General features: G+C 58.9%; 18 protein-coding genes. 5 read left to right on the plus strand and 13 right to left on the minus strand.

The window, feature by feature from the left end; all coding sequences use genetic code 11:
• Window positions 1–67: 67 nt before the first annotated feature.
• The 8 genes from ACS92L_RS11325 to ACS92L_RS11360 all read right to left on the minus strand — a co-directional run bounded on the left by ACS92L_RS11325 (window position 68) and on the right by ACS92L_RS11360 (window position 9,999).
• Window positions 68–2,266, minus strand: coding sequence for an OsmC domain/YcaO domain-containing protein (locus ACS92L_RS11325; RefSeq protein WP_438764981.1), 2,199 nt, complete (start codon window positions 2,264–2,266; stop codon window positions 68–70).
• Between the two features lie 102 nt (window positions 2,267–2,368).
• Window positions 2,369–3,025 (minus strand): DsbA family oxidoreductase, encoded by a 657-nt coding sequence (locus ACS92L_RS11330; protein ID WP_438764982.1) that lies wholly within the window; start codon window positions 3,023–3,025, stop codon window positions 2,369–2,371.
• 326 nt (window positions 3,026–3,351) lie between these two features.
• A complete protein-coding gene (locus ACS92L_RS11335) occupies window positions 3,352–3,462 on the minus strand; it encodes a hypothetical protein (RefSeq protein ID WP_438764984.1) in 111 nt (36 codons plus the stop codon).
• Between the two features lie 144 nt (window positions 3,463–3,606).
• A complete protein-coding gene (locus ACS92L_RS11340; protein ID WP_438764985.1) occupies window positions 3,607–5,616 on the minus strand; it encodes a beta-galactosidase in 2,010 nt (669 codons plus the stop codon).
• Between the two features lie 122 nt (window positions 5,617–5,738).
• Complete coding sequence (locus ACS92L_RS11345; protein WP_438764987.1) at window positions 5,739–6,899, minus strand: ABC transporter ATP-binding protein; 1,161 nt, start codon at window positions 6,897–6,899, stop codon at window positions 5,739–5,741.
• A gap of 49 nt (window positions 6,900–6,948) precedes the next feature.
• A complete protein-coding gene (locus ACS92L_RS11350) occupies window positions 6,949–7,800 on the minus strand; it encodes a carbohydrate ABC transporter permease (protein ID WP_438764988.1) in 852 nt (283 codons plus the stop codon).
• On the minus strand, window positions 7,800–8,681 hold the full coding sequence (locus tag ACS92L_RS11355) for a carbohydrate ABC transporter permease (RefSeq protein ID WP_438768463.1): 882 nt from the start codon (window positions 8,679–8,681) through the stop codon (window positions 7,800–7,802). Before ACS92L_RS11355 ends, ACS92L_RS11350 begins: the two co-directional genes overlap by 1 nt.
• A 52-nt stretch (window positions 8,682–8,733) precedes the next feature.
• Window positions 8,734–9,999: an ABC transporter substrate-binding protein gene (locus ACS92L_RS11360; RefSeq protein ID WP_438764989.1), complete on the minus strand. Its 1,266-nt coding sequence runs from the start codon at window positions 9,997–9,999 to the stop codon at window positions 8,734–8,736.
• A gap of 103 nt (window positions 10,000–10,102) precedes the next feature.
• On the opposite strand from ACS92L_RS11360, the gene ACS92L_RS11365 reads away from it, so the two are divergent.
• The gene (locus ACS92L_RS11365; RefSeq protein ID WP_438764991.1) at window positions 10,103–11,263 is read left to right on the plus strand and encodes an ROK family protein; all 1,161 of its coding nucleotides are present in this window, start codon (window positions 10,103–10,105) and stop codon (window positions 11,261–11,263) included.
• Window positions 11,264–11,380: 117 nt separating this feature from the next.
• On the opposite strand, the gene hemB is transcribed toward ACS92L_RS11365, so the two are convergent.
• Together hemB and ACS92L_RS11375 are read right to left on the minus strand one after the other, a co-directional pair.
• The gene (gene hemB, locus ACS92L_RS11370; RefSeq protein ID WP_438764992.1) at window positions 11,381–12,355 is read right to left on the minus strand and encodes a porphobilinogen synthase; all 975 of its coding nucleotides are present in this window, start codon (window positions 12,353–12,355) and stop codon (window positions 11,381–11,383) included.
• A 182-nt stretch (window positions 12,356–12,537) separates the two neighbouring features.
• Window positions 12,538–13,560, minus strand: coding sequence for a LacI family DNA-binding transcriptional regulator (locus ACS92L_RS11375; protein ID WP_438764993.1), 1,023 nt, complete (start codon window positions 13,558–13,560; stop codon window positions 12,538–12,540).
• Window positions 13,561–13,771: 211 nt separating this feature from the next.
• Here ACS92L_RS11375 and pyp point away from each other — a divergent pair, with 211 nt between their 5' ends.
• From pyp to ACS92L_RS11390, 3 genes are all read left to right on the plus strand, one after another.
• Window positions 13,772–14,149 carry a photoactive yellow protein gene (pyp, locus tag ACS92L_RS11380; protein WP_438764994.1) on the plus strand — a complete coding sequence of 126 codons (378 nt, stop codon included), beginning with the start codon at window positions 13,772–13,774 and terminating at the stop codon, window positions 14,147–14,149.
• 33 nt (window positions 14,150–14,182) lie between these two features.
• Entirely contained in the window at window positions 14,183–15,415 is a 1,233-nt protein-coding gene (locus tag ACS92L_RS11385; protein ID WP_438764995.1) for an AMP-binding protein, read from the plus strand.
• A 109-nt stretch (window positions 15,416–15,524) separates the two neighbouring features.
• A complete protein-coding gene (locus tag ACS92L_RS11390) occupies window positions 15,525–16,280 on the plus strand; it encodes an alpha/beta hydrolase (RefSeq protein ID WP_438764996.1) in 756 nt (251 codons plus the stop codon).
• A 93-nt stretch (window positions 16,281–16,373) separates the two neighbouring features.
• On the opposite strand, the gene ACS92L_RS11395 is transcribed toward ACS92L_RS11390, so the two are convergent.
• Entirely contained in the window at window positions 16,374–16,511 is a 138-nt protein-coding gene (locus tag ACS92L_RS11395; protein WP_438764997.1) for a hypothetical protein, read from the minus strand.
• A 645-nt stretch (window positions 16,512–17,156) separates the two neighbouring features.
• Between ACS92L_RS11395 and ACS92L_RS11400 the strand changes: the two genes are divergently transcribed.
• Window positions 17,157–18,443 carry an exopolysaccharide biosynthesis polyprenyl glycosylphosphotransferase gene (locus ACS92L_RS11400; RefSeq protein ID WP_438764998.1) on the plus strand — a complete coding sequence of 429 codons (1,287 nt, stop codon included), beginning with the start codon at window positions 17,157–17,159 and terminating at the stop codon, window positions 18,441–18,443.
• A gap of 117 nt (window positions 18,444–18,560) precedes the next feature.
• Here the strand turns inward: ACS92L_RS11400 and ACS92L_RS11405 are convergent, their stop codons facing one another.
• Both ACS92L_RS11405 and ACS92L_RS11410 read right to left on the minus strand, forming a co-directional pair.
• Window positions 18,561–20,069 carry a tripartite tricarboxylate transporter permease gene (locus ACS92L_RS11405; protein ID WP_438764999.1) on the minus strand — a complete coding sequence of 503 codons (1,509 nt, stop codon included), beginning with the start codon at window positions 20,067–20,069 and terminating at the stop codon, window positions 18,561–18,563.
• A 3-nt stretch (window positions 20,070–20,072) separates the two neighbouring features.
• Complete coding sequence (locus tag ACS92L_RS11410) at window positions 20,073–20,531, minus strand: tripartite tricarboxylate transporter TctB family protein (RefSeq protein WP_438765000.1); 459 nt, start codon at window positions 20,529–20,531, stop codon at window positions 20,073–20,075.
• Between the last annotated feature and the right edge of the window lie 21 nt (window positions 20,532–20,552).

A 20,552-nucleotide genomic window follows, 5' to 3' on the forward strand; every position in this document is an offset into this window, starting at 1 on the left:
TGGCGACGACCAAACCAAAAACGCCCACTCGAAAGTGGGCGCTGTACACAACATGATGACGCAGTAATCAGCGCCCGGCATTCGCCGCGCGCCAGGCGTGAAGCTTCTGGTAGCTGGTGATCAGCCGCTGGTGCCGATCGATGCCGTCCAGGTTCATGCTGGTCTCGGTGAGGCCGTAAAAGCGCATATCGCCGTTGACCGAACCGACCGCGGCGAGAATCTTCTCCTCACCGAACATGCGCGAGAGGTTCTTGTAGTAGTCGTCGAACTCGAGCTCGTCATCCAGCGCAATCTCGAGCACGGCAGTGAGCGCCTGATAGAACAGGCCGCGGTCGCGGGTGTTGTCGTTGAACTGCAAAAACATCTGCGTGCGGTCGAGGGCGTCCTCGTACTGACCCAGCGCGAGGCTGATCAGCAGCTTCAGCTCGGCAATCGTCAGCTCTGACCAGACGGTGTTGTCGTCAAACTCGATGCCGATCAGCGTGACGATCTTCATCTGCTCGTCGAGCTCGCTCTCCTCCAGCCGCTGCAGAAGATCGGCGAGTTGATCGTCCTCCAGCGCGTGCAGATTGAGAATGTCCTCGCGGTAGTTGAGCGCCATGTTGGTGTTGTCCCACACCAGATCATCCACCGGATAGACCTCGGAGTAGCCCGGCACCAGAATGCGGCACACCGGCGCGCCGAGATCCTCATGGTGGGTCACATACGCTTCATGCCCGTCTTCCCTGAGAATGCCGAACAGCCGCTCGGCTTCCGAGGCCGTGTCGCCGGAGAAGTCCCAGTCGCAGAACTCGACGTCCGCGCGAGCGCTGAAAAAGCGCCAGGAGACCACGCCGGAGGAGTCGATGAAGTGCTCGACGAAGTTGTTAGGCTCCATCACCGCCTGCGAGTTGAAGGTCGGCTGGGGCAGATCGTCCATGCCTTCAAAGCTACGGCCCTGCAGCAGCTCGGTGAGGCTGCGCTCGATCGCCACCTGCAGGCTCGGATGCGCCCCAAACGAGGCGAACACGCCGCCGGTGCGCGGGTTCATCAGCGTCACGCACGCCACCGGGTAGCGTCCGCCGAGGGAGGCATCCTTGACCAACACCGGGAAGCCCTGGGCTTCGAGTGCATCAATGCCCTCCTTGATGCCGGGGTAGCGCGTCAGCACCTCCTCGGGCACGTCCGGCAGGGCGATTTCCTGCTCGATGATCTGGCGCTTCACCGCCCGCTCAAAGATTTCCGACAGGCACTGCACCTGGGCTTCCGCCAGCGTGTTGCCGGCGCTCATGCCGTTGCTGAGATACAGATTCTCGATCAGGTTCGAGGGGAACCAGACCGTCTCGCCGTCCGAGTGGCGGGTGAACGGCAGCGCAACAATGCCGCGATCGGCCCGGCCAGAGTTGGTATCGATCAGGTGCGAGGCGCGCAGCTCACCGTCCGGATCGAAGATCGCCCGGCAGTGCTCATCCAGCACGCCCTCCGGCAGGGCATCATCTTCGCCCGGCTGGAACCAGCGCTCGCTGGGGTAATGCACGAAATCACTATTGGCGATCTCGGTGCCAAAGAACTGATCGTTGTAGAAGAAGTTGCAGGACAGGCGCTCGATGAACTCGCCCAGTGCCGAGCACAGCGCGGCTTCCTTGGTCGACCCCTTGCCGTTGGTAAAGCACATGGGCGATGCCGCATCGCGGATGTGCAGCGACCAGACGTTGGGCACGATGTTGCGCCAGGAGGCGATCTCGATCTTCATCCCCAGGCGCTCGAGAATGCCGGTCATGTTGGCAATGGTCTGCTGCAGCGGCAGGTCCTTGCCCTCGATCCAGGTGCTCTGCCCTTCGCCGTCCTTGCCAGCCGTGCCGCCCATCAGCAGCGCCTGGGCGTCCTCGTCGATGTTATCGACCACCTCGATCTGGAACTCGGGATTGTTCTGGATCACCCGCTTGACCGAGCAGCGCTCGATCGAGCGCAGAATGCCGGTGCGGTCCTTCTCGGAGATGTCGTCCGGCAGTTCGACCTGAATGCGGAAAATCTGGTTATAGCGGTTGTCCGGATCGACGATGTTGTTCTGGGAGAGCCGGATGTTCTCGGTCGGGATGTCGCGGGCGTTGCAGTACACGCGCACGAAGTGCCCCGCACACAGCACCGTCGAGGCCAGAAAGTAGTCGAACGGGCCGGGCGCGGAGCCATCGCCCTTGTAGCGAATCGGCTGGTCGGTGAGAACGGTGAAGTCATCGAACTTCGCCTCCTGACGGAGGTTGTCGAGATAGTTGACCTTGATTTCCATGAGGCAGAACCGGATTGGTGACGGGTGTCGCGCGGGGCGAATTACCCGCCATTATCCGGATTTGGGAGGGGTGTGTCTTGGGAGAGGGTCAGCGCTTCTGGATCATTGGCGATTAGCGTTTTCTTCCGCCACCTGACGAAGCGCATCGACCAACACATCGGCGGGCTGGGCACCGGAAATCAGGTAGCGGCCATCGAGGATGAAGCCCGGCACGGCGCTCACGCCTGCATCCATAAATTGCTGCTGTGCCGCTCGAACCTCGTCCGCGTACTGATCAGAGCGTGCGATAGCTTCGGCAGTGTCACCATCCAGCCCAACCGCAATCGCCTTTTCGCGTAGCACTTCCGGGGCTGACGGGTTTTTCGCCTCACCGAAGTAGGCCTCAAACAGTGCCAGCTGCAGGGGTGTCGCTCGGTTCTGGGTTGCGGCCCACGCCAGCACGCGATGGGCATCGAACGTATTGTTCGCTCGACGTTCAACGGCGCCACGGAAATTCAATCCAAGCTCTTCAGCCACCGCCATGATCTCACGCTGGGACTGCTCCATGGTGGCCGCATCCTTGCCGTACTTGCGGCACAAGTGTTCCAGAATCGGCTCACCCTCGGGCGGCATATCCCGGTTGAGCTCAAAGGGCTGCCAGACGAGCGCCACGTCGATTTCGCCATCAAGCGTTTCCAGTGCCTGCTCCAGGCGACGATAGCCGATCGCGCACCACGGGCAGGCAACATCGGATACCAGGTCAATTCTCAACTTTTCCATGATGGGTCTCTTCGTCAGTGTCCGGGAAATGTTCAGCGTTGCCAGAACGTATAGCAGTAAACACATCTCGGATGGTGAGCGGCGGTGATACTCGCATGGCTGAAACGGCTTCCCGATCAGCACCTGTGCCGTTATGGGATGGAGTACCGGGGCGATGCCGAACGCCTTTTTCGAGCACACTAACCGGAGTGAGCCTGGCCCACTCGGATCAAAACAAGCGTAGACAGCACCGCTCCCATCATCCTGTCAGGGTTGCCCGAAGACAACGCCATCAAAAACCGCGCCGAAGCGCGGTTCTGGTTTCGATCCTTCATGGGAAGCCGTGCTTACAGCCCTTCTTCCAGCAACTGCGGTGCGAAGCAGGTCATGATCAGATCGGCCCCGGCGCGACGCATGGACCCTAGCGTTTCGCTTACCACGGCGGATTCATCGATCACGCCCTGCGCCGCGGCGAACCTGATCTCCTGACGAAGGTGACACCGTTGAGGGCACTTCAAGGGGCGCGACAGGTTATCAAAGAGGCTCAGGCACTGGCGTGCTGATCGGAAAAAGGCCCGCCCGGTGCAATATCGGGGCAACGACTACGACATATCGATGATGGCACAGCCATAACCCTCCAGCGTCAGGGACCCCTCCACCTGGTTATCGGTCAGCAAATCCACTCCAGCGGCCACGGAATCGAGACGCTGCTCGAAGCATTCGGTATTCATGACAAACAACAGCTTCTGGCCGTCCTTCTCTCGCAGGGTCACGTCGATGCCCTGCGGAAGATCAGGAATCAGTGGTTCGACCTTCCCGTTCGCCATGACCCAGTCAGTGAGACGCTCCGCCAGCTCGTCGGTCAGATAAGTGCCGACGTAGAGGATCTGACCCTCGCCGACCTGACGGCGCGTTATGGCCGCGCGTCCTTCCAGGAAGCGATTGGACCAGCGGGCCAGCACGTCGACATCGCTTGAGGGGTCGAGGATTTCATAGCAGTGACCGGCGGTGAGCTCCTGGCCCTCGAACTCGAAACGATAGCGACGCTGTGAGGCCTCCGTGGGACGCGCCGTCGTGGTGAACTCCCCATGAGGCGTCGGCGCGCGGCCCATGAGCGCCCCCTGATCCGGTGCGGCGAGCGGGCTAAACTCCTCGACCTGCACACCGGTCAGGGCAGTGAGTGACTCGCCGGGCGCCGGTACTCGGATGACATGGTTGTCGGTATTTCGGGAGCCGGTACGCGCCCCGATGATCACGGTGCCGCCGGCCCTGGCGAACTGCTCGAGACGTTCACTCCATTCATCCTTCCACATGAGCCAGTGCGGCACATAGAAGACCTTCAGACGCTCGAGCGCGTCCTCGGGATGGACAAAACCTGCCGCAATGCCGCGCTGGAAGCAGGCGCGGTGCAGCAGGATGGCGTCATCATGAGGAGAGGGAAAACCGATGGGGTAGCTTTTATGGGCAATGTCATTGTCGAACTCGGCGCTGGCGATGCCGATGTCGATACGCACGGTGGTGCCAAGAGTGTGCTCAGCTACCTTGTGAATTTCGGCACCAATCTGTTTGGCCTCCTCGAATCGGCGCCGGGGGATATTGTCGTGATCGATAATTCCCATCCAGTATATTTCGGCGCCGAAATGGGCCGGACGCCAGCGGAAGAACATCAGTCCGTCAGCCCCATGCGCCATGGAGGAAAACGCCATGCGGCGCATTTCACCGGGTTCAGGAGTTAAAGTGGAAAAATCCACCTGGCTGCCGAAACCGGACTGCTGCTCGGGCACAATGAAGTTGCCGGCGTAGCCCCGGCACAGGTCGAGCTGACTTGCCTGCATATAGGCATGCCCTCCGATGCGGGCTTTTTCCTCATGCAGGAACGGGTAGACATCGTAGCCGACAAAATCGAGATCGCTGGCAAAGCCGTTGCGAAAATCAACGTTCTCAAGCTTGCCCATATTGTGAAAAATGAACCAGTCGGCGTTGGTCCGGCGCAGGATTTCAACCTGATCACGCTGAAACTGCATGGTCGTATGCGCCAGAAAACGGTGATAGTCCTGAACGTGACCGGGGCTGCAGTGTACGGGCGCATTGGGAAGCGGCAAAACGACCTGGTCAAAGCTGCGATAGGCCGTTGCCCAGAAATCGCCGCCCCATGCCGCATTGAGTGATTCGATGCTCCGATACTTGCGCTCGCAAAAGCTCTGAAACTCGGCCCGAGCCGCATCGGAATAGGACACGGACATACTGGTGTTTAGTTCGTTGTCCGTTTGCCAGCCGATCACGTTGGGATTGTCGCGATAGTGTTCCGCCATGGCTTGCGTGATCCGGCGTGAAAACTCGCGAAACAGCGGATGGATGGTGTCGGCATGCTGTCGAGAGCCATGGCTCATCTGTCGACCATTTTTATCCACACGCAGCACTTCAGGGTATTTCGCTGTCAACCATCGAGGCGGGGTGGCGGTCGGGGTGCATAAAATCGTCTTGATGCCGGCTTCTGCAAGAACGTCGATGGCCCGGTCAAAAAGGCTGAAATCATGAACGCCTTCACACGGCTCAAACAGGTGCCATGCGAACTCTCCCATTCGAACGGTATTGAAACCACACGCTACCATTCTTTCAGCATCCTGCTTCCAGTAAGTCTCCTCGACGTGTTCAGGATAATGAGGGACCCCGAAGAGAAAAGTGTTCGTATCGATCGGGCGCCAGGCCGATAGCTTTCTTTCTGAATTATCATTCATGCTTCACTGACCTCATGGACGTGGCTTTTTTCAATATTGCGATCCGGTGTCATCGTCATGCCATCGGCGTTGAACAGATAAACGTCTTCGGCATCAAAGCCGATGTCGATATCATCATCTCGCGACATCGTCGATTTTCGATCGACCTGAATGGTCAGATGCCCCAGGCCGTTTTCGGATTCGATGGCCTTGATGCTGCCCGTATCGACGTAGGCAATCACTTCCCTGCCCAGCTGCTCTACCAGCTCCACTCTGGCCGGTAATTGGTGGCGGCGCTGACGTCCGACCGAGATTTCTTCGGGACGAATTCCCAGCGTTACCGTGTCCCCTTTGCTGACGCCAACCCCCTGTTTTCTGGCAACACGAATGTCATCAAGACCTTCAAGGGCGACCACAATTTGCCCATCATTTACATCGGTGACTCTGGCCTTGATGAAGTTCATCCGGGGCGATCCCAGAAATCCGGCTACAAAACGATTGACGGGATCGGCATAAAGCTCGATTGGCGATCCCACCTGCTCGATGACGCCACTGTTCATCAGCACGATACGCGTGGCCATTGTCATCGCTTCCACCTGATCGTGCGTCACGTAGACCATCGTGGCATCGAGGCGGCGGTAGAGCTGACCAATCTCGACACGCATTTGCGTACGCAGCGCTGCATCAAGGTTGGACAGTGGCTCGTCGAACAGAAAGACCGCGGGGGAGCGGGTGATGGCCCGCCCGATAGCGACGCGCTGACGCTGGCCACCGGAAAGCTGTTTGGGGCGCATGTCGAGATAATCGGAGATCTTGAGAATATTGGCTGCATTATCGACCGCCTCCTTGATCTCGTGTTTTGGTCGGCCCGCCATTCGCAGGCCAAATCCCATGTTTTCTGCCACGGTCATGTGGGGGTAGAGCGCATAGGATTGAAACACCATGGCAATATCCCGATCGCCGGGTTCGGATCGGGTCACATCGTTTTCCCCGATCAGTATCTGGCCATCGTTTACGGATGACAGGCCCGCAATCGTTTTAAGCAGCGTGGACTTGCCACACCCGGAAGGCCCCACGACAACGATGAATTCCTTTTGCGATGACTTGAAACCAACATTTTTCAATACTTCGCGTCCGTTATAGGACTTCGAAATATTTTTGATTTCCAGATTGCTCATGCCTTCTCGCTCCCGTCGATATACCGTAATGGCCACTTCAGTTCCGTGGTCATCCCTTCACGGCGCCCATCGTTAATCCGCGAATAAAATGGCGCTGCATCAAAAAGAACATGACCACCGGTGGAATCGCGATAGCGATCGTGGCTGCGGAAATCAGGCTCCAGTTGGCCACATACTGGCCCTTGAGATTATCGAGTCCGGCCGTTACCGGTTTGACAGCATCACTCGGCGTAAGCACCACCGCCCAGAAGTAGTCGTTCCAGATAAAGGTAAACGCCAGAATGGCCAGCGCTGCCAATGCCGGGCGTACCAGAGGAATAACCACATGAATCAGGATCTGCAGTGGTGAGGCACCCTCGGAGCGCGCCGCCTCGAAAAGTTCATCGGGCAACGAGACAATGAAATTACGCATGAAAAGGGTCGCGAAGCCGGTCTGAAACGCCACGTGGAATATGATGAGCGCGAGATAACTGTTGTAGATTCCCAGCGAAATCGTCAGGTCGCGAACCGGGATCATCATGATTTGAAACGGCAGGAAGTTGCCACCAATGAAAATGGCAAACAAAAGCGTATTGCCGCGAAAGCGATAGCGTGACAGCACATAGCCCGTCAGGGTGCTTAGCACCAGAACTCCGATGACCGAAGGTATCGTGATCACAAGGCTGTTAAAAAAATACCGCCCCATCGGCGTCTCGGTGAACACCTCCGTGTAGTTCTTGACAAGATCAAACCCGGAGGGCCATCCCCAGTAGTTGCCCACAGCAGCATCGGAGGCCGGCCTGACAGACGTCAAAATGACCGCCCCCAGAGGCAAAAGCCACAGGATGAGAACGAACGTTACCGCCGCAAGATAGAGATACTTTTTCAGGACATCGTCTTTTGCAATCTGTCGGGGATACATTACGCGCCCTCCTTTTCCATGCGCAGCATTCTCCAGAGGTACCAGCTGATAAATACCACCATGATGGCGAACAGGACGCTGGCGATGGCCGCACCGTATCCAAAGCGATAGGCCTGTATGGACTGGCTGTACATTTGATAGGCAAGCACATCAGAGGAGCCGAAGGGGCCGCCGGAGGTCATTACCGAAACCATGTCAAACGACCGCAGGGCACCAATGACGGTGACGGCGATCGCAATGAAATTGACCTGTCGAAGCTGGGGAAGGATGACGTGCCACAGCATTTTCCAGCCCCTGGCATTGTCCACGCGCGCCGCCTCGATCTGGCTTTCATCCAGATTGTTGAGACCCGCCATGAACAGAATTACGCAGAAGGAAACCTGCGGCCACAGTGCCGCGAACACGACGGCCAGCGTGACCCATCTGGGATCGGACAGAAGTGCTGGAGCAGTGGCACCCATCGCCTCGAAAAAAAGCGCCAACAATCCGCTTGAGGGATCATAAAACCAGGTAAAGACCACCCCGACGGCTACCTGAGACATCACCAGGGGCATAAAAAACAGGGATTTAACGATTCGCATGCCGCGGATCTGTTGATTGATGAGCAGCGCAAAGAAAAGCCCCAGCGGCGGTGCCAGCATGAACACAGCCAGCCAGATAATATTGTTGCGCAACGAGATATAGAACTGGGGATCGTCGAGCATCTCGATATAGTTACCGAGCCCGATCCACTGCATTTCCTCAAAGCCGTCCCACTGAAAAAAGCTGATCCAGAGGCTTTGAACGGAAGACCCCACAATGACTATCCCGAACAAAATGATGCCGGGGGCTATAAAAAAAGCAGGCCAGAGCCAGGACCGATTACGTCGCCATATGGTCATCACGATAGATACCCATGTCGTTAGCCGATATTAAAAAGAGTGCTTGAGAGACTCAGGTTGAAGTCATCACGCGAGTACGAATGCGATCCAGCTCCTGTCGAATTTCCTTCCCCTGTGATGGATAGACACTGAACTTCTGAAACCCCTTGAGCCCTGCCCATGCCATGGCCGGATGGGTGTCGCGATCAAAATATTGAGCGCTGCCGGCGGACGTTCGCAGAAGTTCCGTAGCCGTTTTTGTCAGCGGATCGTCGGGCACGGGCATATCATTGCGAGGCGGCACGGTACCGATGGGGGCCAAAAATCTTGCCAGAACGTCCGGCTGATAGAAGTAGGCCAGAAATTCCTTGGCGAGCGCCTTTTGCTGAGCACGCTGGGGGATATGGATGGAGTTGGAGGAGAAGTCTTCGTAGGGCCCGACCGAAGCATCGTAGGTGGGAAAGCGAATCAATTTGAGCTCCCCTTCCTGACCAGGTGGCATCACACTTTGCAGGAAGGTACTCAGATCCATCATGGCGGCCTTTTTCCGGGCCAGAAACGCCGCGGCCTGCTGCCAGGCGTAAGACGTGCCGTGATCCAGGAAAAAATCCTGCTGAATCATGTCTCGCCACTGCTCGAAAACCGGGTCAAATATCGTATCGGAATAGGCGACCCGGCCTTCCATCAGCGCCATGTGCGTTTCGAGACCGTTGATGCGCAGATTCATGTGGTCAAACCAGCCGGCTGCAGGCCACTGGTCTTTCGTACCCATGGCAATGGGCACAAGCCCCTGTGCCCTGGCCCTGTGGCAGGTACGATAAAAGTCCTCGAACGTTTCAGGAGGGATTAGACCATTTTCACGAAAAACGTCTTCGCGATAGAAAAGCCCCCAGAACAGACCGCCGACCGGTAGCCCATACTGACGCCCGTCAACGGAGGTAGTGTCGAGCAGCGGACCCAGCGCCCGGTCGATGCCTTCGCGCTCAACAAGGTCGGATATATCCGAAAAAAGCCCCATCCCGACAAACTGGCGCATCCGCTGACCGGAGAACCAGAAACAGAGATCGGGCGGATCGGCCACCAAATAGTTGCGAATGGCCGTCTTGTTGGCTTCATGCGCGATATTATTGACAATGACTTCCGTGCCGGACTGACGTCCGAACTCTGCCGCTATGGTCTGGAACGCAGGTGCCTGCGCGGCATTCAGGTCGCTGATGATGACCAGCCTGCGAGACTTCGCTATCGCCGGTGCGCGGAGACCGCAAAGAAGCAGACCTGCTCCCGCCCCAAGCGTCTGGATGACGCGTCGCCTTGTGACAGGTGTGTTGGCTTTGCTCATGACGGGAGTCTCCTCTTCGCCAGCGAATCGGGGTGACAACTTACCAGGCATATCGCAGGTCTGGAGATCACCTGAAACTTACTTTTTTCATTGGATAAAATAAGTGCAACGAGAGCAATCAATCATTGGTCGAAGCAGCGATCGAGCGGCCAAAAGAAAGTTCATCATCAATGAGATCCGAAGGCTGGGGCAGCTAAGCAGAAGCGCTCTGGCTGAATCGACGGGACTTAGCCCGGCCACTGTGTCTTCCATCGTTTCAGATCTTCTGGAAGAAGATCTGGTCGTTGAAGACACCGCCTCGGTCAGCGCCGGAGGCCGAAGGCCCACCCCCATGCGAATCAACTACACCACACGCCTGGCCGTTGGCATCAAGCTGAAATCCGACAGCATTGAATGCCTGCTCACGGACATGTCGACCGCTCCGATCGACAAGCTGACGAAGGCGCTGCCATCGCTGGATCCTGAAACCGTGTGCCAGATATGTGCAGAAGCGATTGCACAGCTCATGGAGACCCAGGCAAGAGACACCAAGAATCTAATCGGGGTAGGTGTCTCTATTCCGGCTTTTGTCGACGCTGAAACAGGGGTTTGTAAAACAAGCCATCGTTTTGGCTGGAAGGACATTCATTTCGCCGACATGCTGCGAAACAAACTGGGTATCCCGGTAAAAATCGAAGACGACAGTCACGCTTTCGCGCTGGCGCATGCCCTTTTTGGCGTGGGCATTAATCACGCCTCGTTTGCCACTGTCGCCGTCGGTGAAGGGATCAGTTATGAAATGATTCTCGATGGCAAACTGCATCGCGGTAATACCGGGGCGGCCGGAAAACTCGGCCACATGTGTCACGATCTACATGGCGCACGCTGCGAATGCGGTCGATACGGCTGCCTTCAGGTCAAAAATTCCATTTCCGGGATGCTGAATACGCTGGGCCTGGATGATCCGCAATGGCCCTTTCGTACTCGCCTGGACAGACTTCTGGCCTGTCTTGCGTCGGGCGATGAAAGAGCACTGTCAATCGTCAGGGACGCAGGCTATACGGTCGGAAAATATCTTGCCGACATGACGGCCGTCACGGATGTCGATCCAGTTGTGATCGGCGGCGAAGTGGTCGAGCTTGGTGAGTATTTCTTTGACGCTTTCAACGAGGCACTGAACAGGTATTCACTCCATGGCCCCATACGCACTTACATCGACAATGAAGATAATTTCTGGAGCCGTGGCGCTGCTGCTCTGGTGACCCAGGAAGTCTTTGGTTTTTAACGAAATCGGCACCGCACCACTGGTCACGATGTGGCGTCGCACGGCCTGAAGGCCTCCGGACACTAAAAACCACGCCGAGGCGCGGTTCTGGTCTCGATCCTTCATGGAAAGCCGTGCTTACAACCCTTCTTCCAGCAGCTGCGGGGCGAAGTAGGTCATGATCAGATCGGCCCCTGCGCGACGCATGGAACCCAGCGTTTCGCGCACCACGGCGGATTCGTCAATCACGCCCTGCGCGGCGGCGAACTTGATCATCGCGTACTCGCCACTGACCTGATACGCCACCAGCGGCAGCAGGCTGTTGCGGCGGATGTCGGCCATGATGTCCAGATACGCCAGCGCCGGTTTGACCATCAAAAAATCCGCGCCTTCGGCCTCATCGGCCAGCGACTCTCTGAGCGCCTCGCGACGGTTCATCGGGTCCATCTGGTAGGTCTTGCGATCACCTTTCAGCTCGGTGCCGGCAGCTTCACGGAACGGGCCGTACAGCGCGGAGGCAAGCTTGGTGGAATACGCCATGATGGGAATGTCTTCAAAGCCCGCCTCATCCAGCGCTTCGCGGATCGCGGCGACCTGACCGTCCTGCGCCGACGATGGTGCGATAATGTCGGCGCCGGCCTTCGCCGCCTGCACCGCCTGAATGCCGAGGTTCTTGATGGTCAGGTCGTTGTCGACCGTGTTGCCCTTCAAAATGCCGCAGTGGCCGTGGCTGGTGTACTCGCAGAAGCACACATCCGGGATCACCACCAGCTCCGGCGCGGCTTCCTTGATGATGCGCACCATGCGCGCCACCATGCCGTCTTCCTTCAGGGCGTCGCTGCCGGTCTCATCCTTGTGATGGGAAATGCCGAACGGCATGATGCTTTTCAGCCCCAGCGCGCTCAGGCGTTTTGCTTCCTCACCGAGTCTGCTTTCCGGTATACGGGACTGGCCGGGCATGCCCTCAATGGGCGTGTACTCGTCGGTGTCTTCTTCCACGAAGATCGGATAGACCAGGTGTTCTGCCTTGAGCGAGGTCTCCCGCACGATGTCGCGCAGGGCGCTGCTTGAGCGCAGGCGACGAAGACGGGCCTGGGGAAACTGGGCCGGCATGGGCTCTCCTTGAGATGGGGTCTCTCTATCGATGATGGGCCAGGTATAGCGCCGCCCGGGGACTGGGTCAAAAGGGCATTTGGTCACCCCGCAGCACCTGAGTGTCTTCATGATAAAGCGCCGCCGGGGTCGAGGGCGAAGAAACCGTTCGCACAGCCTGTCCGGGCCGGCGCCCTTCCCTGTCACGTCACCAGTTCGCCGCGCACGGTCAGCGTACACGGCGCGGCCTGCGGGTCGCGCATCTGCACCAGCAGCTGTTCGAGAGCCTGAGCGCCGGCGCGGTAACCATCGTGCACCACACACGGCACGGTAATATCGAAAATCTCCAGATAGGGCAGCCGGTCAATGCCGACCACGCAGGTCTGATCGCGATCGATACCGGCTTCCCGCAGCGCCTTGAGCGCCCCCAGAGTGATCAGCTGATTGAGCCCGAAAATCGCCCGCGGTACGCCGTGGCGGCCGAGATAGTCGCGCACCTGATCAACGGCCGGTGCCAGGGTGTAGTCCCCCCACAGCACATCAATGGTGACCTCGCCGGCCTGAGCGCCCAAGGCTTCCCGCACGCCCTCAAGGCGCTCACACGTGATGCGCGAGTGCTCGGGGCCGGCCACCACCAGCAGGCGATCCCGCTCGGTGCGACGCTGGGCTGTCAACGCCTTCTCCAGCAGATACTGCGCCACGCGCTCCCCGGCCCAGAGATTATCCAGCACCACCGCGCTGAAGCCGCTGTCATGGAGGGTTCGATCGAGCTGCACCACGGCGATATCGCTGGCCTTGAGTCGGGCCAGATAGTCGGGCTGATAGTCGGGCTCATCGGAGACCGGCGAAAGAATCAGCCCGGCGGCCTGATAGCTCAACAGCGTGTCGATGGCCGTGGACTCAAGATGAGGATCACCGTCGGTGTCAAAGAGCATGATGGCGTAGTCATGCTGCTTGGCGTGGCGCGAGATCGCCTTGATCATCTCGGCGTAGAAAGGGTTATCCAGGCTTGCCGTCACCACCCCGATCAGGCGGCTGTCGCTGCGTTTGAGACCGCGGGCAAAGGCGTTGGGCACGTAGCCAAGCTCGAGTGCGGCCTGTTCGATGCGCTCGCGCGTGGCCGGTTTGACCATCTCGGGTTTGTTGAGTGCACGCGAGACCGTGATGTTGGTCATCCCGACATGACGGGCGATATCGGCAATGGTGACTTTCCTGCTGGCGGGCATGAGACTCGATCAATGTCCTTGGCGGATGAAGCCCCCAGAGTACTCCATGCCGGGACCGGTTGCGTCAGCCATTACGCGTTCCCGACCGCGCGTTGCTGGCGGCATGTGATATCAGACAATGCCTTAACGCGATCAGCTCAAACGCCCTAAAGTTCGGCCACGACCGGTCGATAGTCTTTCCCTTTATTCATGGAAGAATACGGAGAACGACATGGAAATGGTCAAATTTGGTGCCCACGATATCGAAAACACGCTGGCCGGCATGTCCGATGCGCAGATCAACGATCTCGCCTTCGGCGCTATTCAGCTCGATGCCAGCGGCAGGGTACTTCAGTACAACGCCGCCGAGGGAGAAATCACCGGCCGTTCGCCGGAGCGCGTGATCGGGCACAACTTCTTTCGCGACGTGGCGCCCTGTACCAACCGGCCCGAGTTTCGTGGCCGCTTCGATGAGGGGGTCAAAAACGGCAATCTCAGCGCCATTTTCGAGTACACCTTTGACTACGAAATGGCGCCGACGCGCGTCAAGGTGCACATGAAAAAGGCTCTGACCGGCGAGAGCTACTGGGTCTTCGTCAAACGCGTCTGATGCCTGTTTTTTCCCTGTAACGCAGGAGCGCTCATGGACACCTTTACCCTGTCTCCTCCGGCCGTGCTGACGATGCTTGTCGCGTTGATCGATGAGGAGCTGAAAACGCTGCGTCGCGAGACGGCCTTTGTGCGGCGCCACGACGAATGGCATGCCGGTACGCCCCTTCAGCATGGTGAAGACAGCGCGGAAGCGGCCATCGGCGTGGACTCGATGGAGCTGTTGAGTCTGGCCACCACCGTCAGCAACGTCTTTCGCCTGCATGAAAGCGGTCTGGATGACTATCTTCTGCGTCATCGCACGCTGGGCGGCTGGGTAAAGGTGATTACCGCCATTCGCGCCGAGGGCACGCGCGATCTGGCCTTTTACACCTCCGGCAGCACCGCCGCGCCGCAGCGCTGCATGCACCGCTGGCAGACGCTGACCGCCGAGTGCGACCATTTCAGAACGCTTCTGGCCACCCTCATCGAGGGAGGTATTGAGCGTGTGATCGTTCCGGCACTGCCCCATCACATCTATGGTTTTCTGTTTGGCATCATGCTGCCCGAACGCGCCGGGCTCGAAGCCGTGCACGGCCATCAGGCACTGGCGATGATACAGAGCCGGCGCCTCAAATCCGGCGACCTGATCGTCGGCTACCCCTTTATCTGGCAGCTGCTGGCCCGCCAGGAGGCCGGCTTTCCGGCCGGCGTCATCGGCCTGACCTCGACCGGCCCCTGCGAGGCAGCCGTATTGGAGACCCTGAAGGCGCAGGGCCTTGCCCACATCGTGGAAATTCATGGTGCCACTGAAACCGGCGGCATCGGCGTGCGCTGCTCATCGCAGGCGCCCTATGCCCTGCTGCCACGCTGGCAGCGCGGCGATAACGCTCACCGGCTCATCGATCGTGACACGCACGCAGTGGCAACGCTTGCCGATCATCTCCAGTGGGAGGATGAGCGCCACTACTATCCATGCGGGCGCATCGACGGGGTCGTTCAGATTGGCGGCATCAACGTTCAGCCGCAGCAGGTCGCACGGCTTCTGGAAACCCATCCGGGCGTCAGGTGCGCGCTGGTACGACCGATGACAGGTGAGGAAGGAGATCGCCTCAAGGCCTTTGTCGTGCCGGCGCACAACACCGACCCTTCTGCACTGACCGAGACCCTGCATGACTGGTGCCGAACGCAGCTGATGACGCCGGCCGTCCCCGCGGCGTTCACCCTTGGCGACCGGCTGCCGATGAGCGCCATGGGCAAGGCCGCTGACTGGACGCTTGCCGGATAACCCCTTCGATTCGAATACCACGGTCTGCACTGTCCGGGGGAAGTGACACGGGCGCTGATTTCGGGTGAGCATGGCGCACAACGATGTCCTTTCAAACCGGGAGCCTTCGATGGCCTTTCTGACCTGCCGCTTTGCCTCGCAGATACTGGATGTGACGCTCTCGCTCAGCGCGATCGTGCCCGAACACGCCAGTGCCCCGTCGCCGGTGCTCTATCTGCTCCACGGGCTTTCCGACGACGACAGCGCCTGGCAACGCTTTAGTGCCATCGAGCGTTACGCCGAAAACTACGGGCTTGCCGTGATCATGCCGCAGGTGGGGCGAAGCTATTACACCGACATGGCCTTTGGCCCGGCCTGGTATCGTTTTCTGAGTGAGGAGCTGCCCCTCATCAGCGAGCGGCTCTTTCCCATCTCGACACGCCGGGAGGAGACGTTTGTCGCGGGGCTATCGATGGGCGGCTATGGCGCCTTCAAGTGGGCACTACGCGAGCCCGAGCGCTTTGCCGCAGCGGCCAGCCTGTCCGGGTCGCTGGATATCGTGGCGGTGGGCCAGCGCGATACGCCGCCGCCGGAGTACCCGCTGATCTTTGATCAGACGCCCAGCGGCACCGACGACGACCTCTTTGCCCTGCTGGCGCGCTATCAAACGCCACAGCCCTGTCAGCCGGCGCTGTTTCAGTGGTGCGGGCGGGAAGATTTTCTTTATCCGGACAATCTGCGCTTCAAGGAAGCCGCACAGCACAGCGCACTTGCGCTGGACTGGCATGACGGCCCGGGTGATCATCAGTGGCGCTACTGGGACCGCCAGATCCAGCGCGTGCTCAAATGGCTGCCGATCGACCGGCCCGCCCTTCGGGTTTTCTGAGCACGCTCCCCTGAGCCCGTTTTAATAACACGACACCCGGCGCGTGGCCGGGTGTCGATGGGGTCTACCGAGCGGGCAGATGACCGCAGACATCTACTGGTGCTGGGGCTCATCGTCTGCAATGGCTGCACTTTCCATGAAGTGACCGCTGTTGGCTGAAACGCCCATGGCGGAAAAAACGGCAAGGACAGCCAGTGTGGTCACTACAAGATAAACAATTAAAATTCCCATGACGTTACTCCCTGGTCGCGATAGTCACGCTATTTGATGATGGCCGGGCCGCCTTTTATTGGCTGTTATTATCAAGAGGCCATGCAACGAAGCCATTGTTTTTATATTCAAGGGCCGGTAAGGACATCTCTGAAATCAGCAATCTGACATTTAACAAGTATTATAAATATCGTCCGAAATTCAGCCCGCGTCATACAATCGACACATTCATCATGCCTGACATCTACCGAGAGCGAGATTATCCGAAAGTCTATTTAAAGTAACATCATGTAAGACCCGAGAGTCGTCTTAAAACCCCCGTATGGCGCGGCATGAAGACGGTTTTGAACGTGGTATCGAAAGACTGTCAGCCAATAACGCCTCTCATCAGACAGTCTGCTTCCGGGCGAGCAGCAATCGTCAGACTTCCAATTTAGTTATATCTAATACCCAGCCCCCGTTTCAGCACTTTAAAAAACCATCATTCCCATCGTATTTATCAATGCACAATATTGCATAGAGAATCCTGTCAAATAAAACGATATTACTTTCCACACCCAGGTAAAGTATTGCCGTCGGCGCCGATATCCACATCGGCCTGTCGCCGTCCGATATTTTTGAAAAACCATTACCAATCAATAAAAGATACTCTTTCAGGGACAGGTCATGGAAATGACAACACGACCGGTACGGGGCAATCACCGGCACTCGCTGTGGTATGAGCGCATTCTCTTGAGCTTTCGGGTTCATTATCTTTTCGGGCTGGTGCTGACCTCCCTGCTGCCGGCACTGTGGGGCTGGGGCTGGCTGAACTCCACGCTTGAAATCAGCAGCACCAACATCACGGTGCTGGCCAGTGCCATCGCCTATATGGTGGCGTTTCGTACGGTGCATCAGCTCTCCCGCCACCCGGGCACCGACCCCTGCACGTATGTTCTTGCGGCGGTGACGGCCGTTTACCTGCTTATACTGATGGTGCTGGAACTGCTGGCCATTCCTTTCCATCTGACGCAGCTTTTGATGTCGGGCGCGCTCGCCCTGCTGTGCGGCTGGGTGGGGTATCGGGTAGGGCGACGCTATCGCCGTCGCAAAATGGCGCTGGTGCCGCTGGGCAACATCGAAAAGTGGTTCGGCCATCAGGACATCGATCAGCGCTGGCTGAGCGGCCCGGACCTTGAAAACCTGCGCGTTGACGGTGTGATCGTGGATCTTTCCTGCGATCTGAGCGACGAATGGCAGCGCTTTCTGGCCGACTGCACCATCAAGCGTATTCCGGTCTACGATGCACGCCGCTTTGGCGAGGCCAGCACCGGGCGCATCGGGCTCGATCAGATCCATGGCAATCGCTACGGCTCCCTGATGCCCAGAACCGGCTATGAACTGCTCAAGCGCCTGGCCGATATCGCCGCGGTGCTTTTGATGCTGCCGGCGGCGCTGCCGCTGATGGGCGTGGCCGCGATCATGATCAAGCGCGACGACCCGGGCCCGATCCTGTTTCGCCAGCGCCGTTCAGGCTTTCAGGGCGAGGAGTTCGACGTCTACAAGATGCGCAGCATGTACGTGAACCCTGACGATGTTCGTCCCACTCAGGAAGGCGAAGACCCGCGCATCACCAAGGTCGGCAAGTATTTGCGCAAGTACCGTATCGATGAGCTGCCGCAGCTTTTCAACGTACTCAAGGGCGAGATGAGCCTGATCGGCCCGCGCCCGGAGACCCCGGCACTGACCGAGGCCTATGAGCGCGATATCCCGTTCTTTCGCTATCGCCACGTGGTTCGCCCCGGTATTTCGGGCTGGGCACAGGTCGAGCAGGGCTACGCCTCCGAAGTCGAAGGCTCGCGCACCAAGCTTGAATACGACTTCTACTACATCCGCAACTTCTCGTTCTGGATGGACCTGCTGGTCGTGATTCGCACCATCCGTACCATCTTCACCGGCTCCGGGGCGCGCTGATCGCATCGATCAACTCGGCAACCAACCAATTCTGCAACCCACCGTTCCGGCATGAAAAGGCCCGCCATTGGCGGGCCTTTTGTTTTGGCAATGACCACCCGTCAGGGTGTTACGACATCACGGATTGCCCGGCAGCGCCGTACGACGCCGACGCCAGCCGCGATACATCGGCAGCACCAGCATCAGTACCACCAGCGCCCAGCCGCCCCAGGTGATCGGGCTCGACCACAGAATCGAGAGCTCGCCGTTGGAGATCGACAGCGCCCGACGCAGGTTCTGCTCCATGATCCCGCCCAGGATAAAGCCCAGCAGCACGGCAGAGAGCGGAAAGTCGAACTTGCGCAGGATGTAGCCCACCACGCCGATCACGATCATCAGAAACAGATCGAAGGTGGTGGCATGCACGCCGTAGACACCGATGGCGGTGACGATCGCGATCCCCGGCACCAGCGCCCAGTAGGGCACGGCCAGAATCTTGGTGAACACGCGAATCAGCGGAATGTTCATCACCACCAGCATGACGTTGGCAATGAACAGCGAGGCGATCAGCCCCCACACCAGCTGCGGGTCGGTCTGAAACAGCATCGGCCCGGGCGTGATGTTGTAAAGGGTCAGCGCCCCCAGCATCACCGCCGTGGTGCCCGACCCCGGCACACCCAGGGTGAGCATCGGCACCATCGAGCCACAGGCCGCGGCGCTGTTGGCGGTTTCCGGTGCGGCCAGCCCGCGCAGGTCACCGTTGCCGAAGCGGTTGTCCTTCGTGGCCATGCGCTTTTCACTCATGTAGGCCACGGCACTGGCCATGGTCGCCCCGGCGCCCGGCAAAATGCCCATGAAAAAGCCCACCACGCCGCTGCGCAGTACTGTCCACTTGACCAGCATCGCCTCTTTCATGTTGAACATCATGCGACCGCTGGTCTTGAGCGCGCTCTGGCCGTAATAGGTGCGCTCGAGCAGCACCAGAATCTCGCTGATGCTGAAAAGCCCGAGCACCAGCACCACAAACTGAATGCCGTCGGCAAGACCGAGGCTGCCGAAGGTGAAGCGATAAACGCCGCTGTTGGCATCGATCCCCACACAGGCCAGCAGCAGCCCGATCAGCGAGGCCACGGCGGTTTTCATCGGCTTGTTGCCGGCCATGCCCGCCAGACAGGTAATGGCAAAGACCATCATCACGAAGTATTCGGCCGGGCCGAACGCCACCGCCCACTTCGCCAGCAGTGGGGCAAAGATGGTCACGCCGATGGTCGCGATCAGCCCGCCGGTAAAGGAACCGGCCGCCGAGATCGACAGCGCAATGCCGCCCTTGCCCTGTCGCGCCAGCGGGTGCCCGTCCAGCGCGGTCATGACCGCCGAGGCCTCACCGGGAATGTTCAAAAGAATCGACGAGATGCGCCCGCCGTACTCACAGCCCAGATAGACCGCCGCCAGCAGGATCAGCGAGGTCTCCGGTGGCAGGCCCAGCGCAAAGGCGATCGGAATCAAAAGCGCCACGCCGTTGATCGGCCCCAGCCCCGGCAAAAGCCCCACCACGGTGCCGATCAGCGTGCCGCACAGGGCCGTGAACAGATTCAGCGGCGTGGTCGCCACGCCAAACCCCTGGCCCAGATAACCCAGTGTTTCCATGGCTCAGACTCCCAGTCCTGACAGCACGCCCAGCGGCAGCGGCACGTCCAGCACTCGATCAAACAGCATGTAAAAGGTCACCGACATGACAGCGCCCGTGATGACACTGGTCACCCAGCCGCCGTTGTAGAGCCGGCACATGGCGATGGCGAAGAGAAAGGCCGAGACGATAAAGCCGAGTTTTTCGAAGAAAAACGCAAACAGCGCCAGCGCCAGCACACACAGCACCAGCCGGCCAAGCACCTGACCGGTCAGGGGCGTGTCGGCGTTTTCCTCGGCCATCTGCCCGGGGCGAATCATCAGATAGACCGTGCCGGCCGCCAGCAGGATCAACAGCAGCAGCGGGAAGGCGCGCGGCCCGACAGGCTCGTAGGAAAAGGGCGCTTCATAGGTGGTCGCGGCGTAGGCCAGCACTGCGTAGACGACCAGCAGTGCCACCAGAAAGAGTCGTTGGTAGATCATGGCAGGCTCCGGACGAACGGC

The organism is Kushneria halocnemicola (assembly GCF_965650455.1).
In the GTDB taxonomy this organism is placed as follows: domain Bacteria; phylum Pseudomonadota; class Gammaproteobacteria; order Pseudomonadales; family Halomonadaceae; genus Kushneria.

Coding starts and splice junctions, on each gene's coding strand:
- ACS92L_RS11375 (WP_438764993.1), bottom strand. CDS start 13,560: ATGCCCGCCAGCAGGAAAGTCACCATTGCCGATATCGCCCGTCATGTC.
- ACS92L_RS11345 (WP_438764987.1), bottom strand. CDS start 6,899: ATGAGCAATCTGGAAATCAAAAATATTTCGAAGTCCTATAACGGACGC.
- ACS92L_RS11350 (WP_438764988.1), bottom strand. CDS start 7,800: ATGTATCCCCGACAGATTGCAAAAGACGATGTCCTGAAAAAGTATCTC.
- ACS92L_RS11410 (WP_438765000.1), bottom strand. CDS start 20,531: ATGATCTACCAACGACTCTTTCTGGTGGCACTGCTGGTCGTCTACGCA.
- ACS92L_RS11360 (WP_438764989.1), bottom strand. CDS start 9,999: ATGAGCAAAGCCAACACACCTGTCACAAGGCGACGCGTCATCCAGACG.
- ACS92L_RS11330 (WP_438764982.1), bottom strand. CDS start 3,025: ATGGAAAAGTTGAGAATTGACCTGGTATCCGATGTTGCCTGCCCGTGG.
- ACS92L_RS11355 (WP_438768463.1), bottom strand. CDS start 8,681: ATGACCATATGGCGACGTAATCGGTCCTGGCTCTGGCCTGCTTTTTTT.
- ACS92L_RS11325 (WP_438764981.1), bottom strand. CDS start 2,266: ATGGAAATCAAGGTCAACTATCTCGACAACCTCCGTCAGGAGGCGAAG.
- ACS92L_RS11405 (WP_438764999.1), bottom strand. CDS start 20,069: ATGGAAACACTGGGTTATCTGGGCCAGGGGTTTGGCGTGGCGACCACG.
- ACS92L_RS11385 (WP_438764995.1), top strand. CDS start 14,183: ATGGACACCTTTACCCTGTCTCCTCCGGCCGTGCTGACGATGCTTGTC.
- hemB (WP_438764992.1), bottom strand. CDS start 12,355: ATGCCGGCCCAGTTTCCCCAGGCCCGTCTTCGTCGCCTGCGCTCAAGC.
- pyp (WP_438764994.1), top strand. CDS start 13,772: ATGGAAATGGTCAAATTTGGTGCCCACGATATCGAAAACACGCTGGCC.
- ACS92L_RS11400 (WP_438764998.1), top strand. CDS start 17,157: ATGGAAATGACAACACGACCGGTACGGGGCAATCACCGGCACTCGCTG.
- ACS92L_RS11340 (WP_438764985.1), bottom strand. CDS start 5,616: ATGGTAGCGTGTGGTTTCAATACCGTTCGAATGGGAGAGTTCGCATGG.
- ACS92L_RS11390 (WP_438764996.1), top strand. CDS start 15,525: ATGGCCTTTCTGACCTGCCGCTTTGCCTCGCAGATACTGGATGTGACG.
- ACS92L_RS11395 (WP_438764997.1), bottom strand. CDS start 16,511: ATGGGAATTTTAATTGTTTATCTTGTAGTGACCACACTGGCTGTCCTT.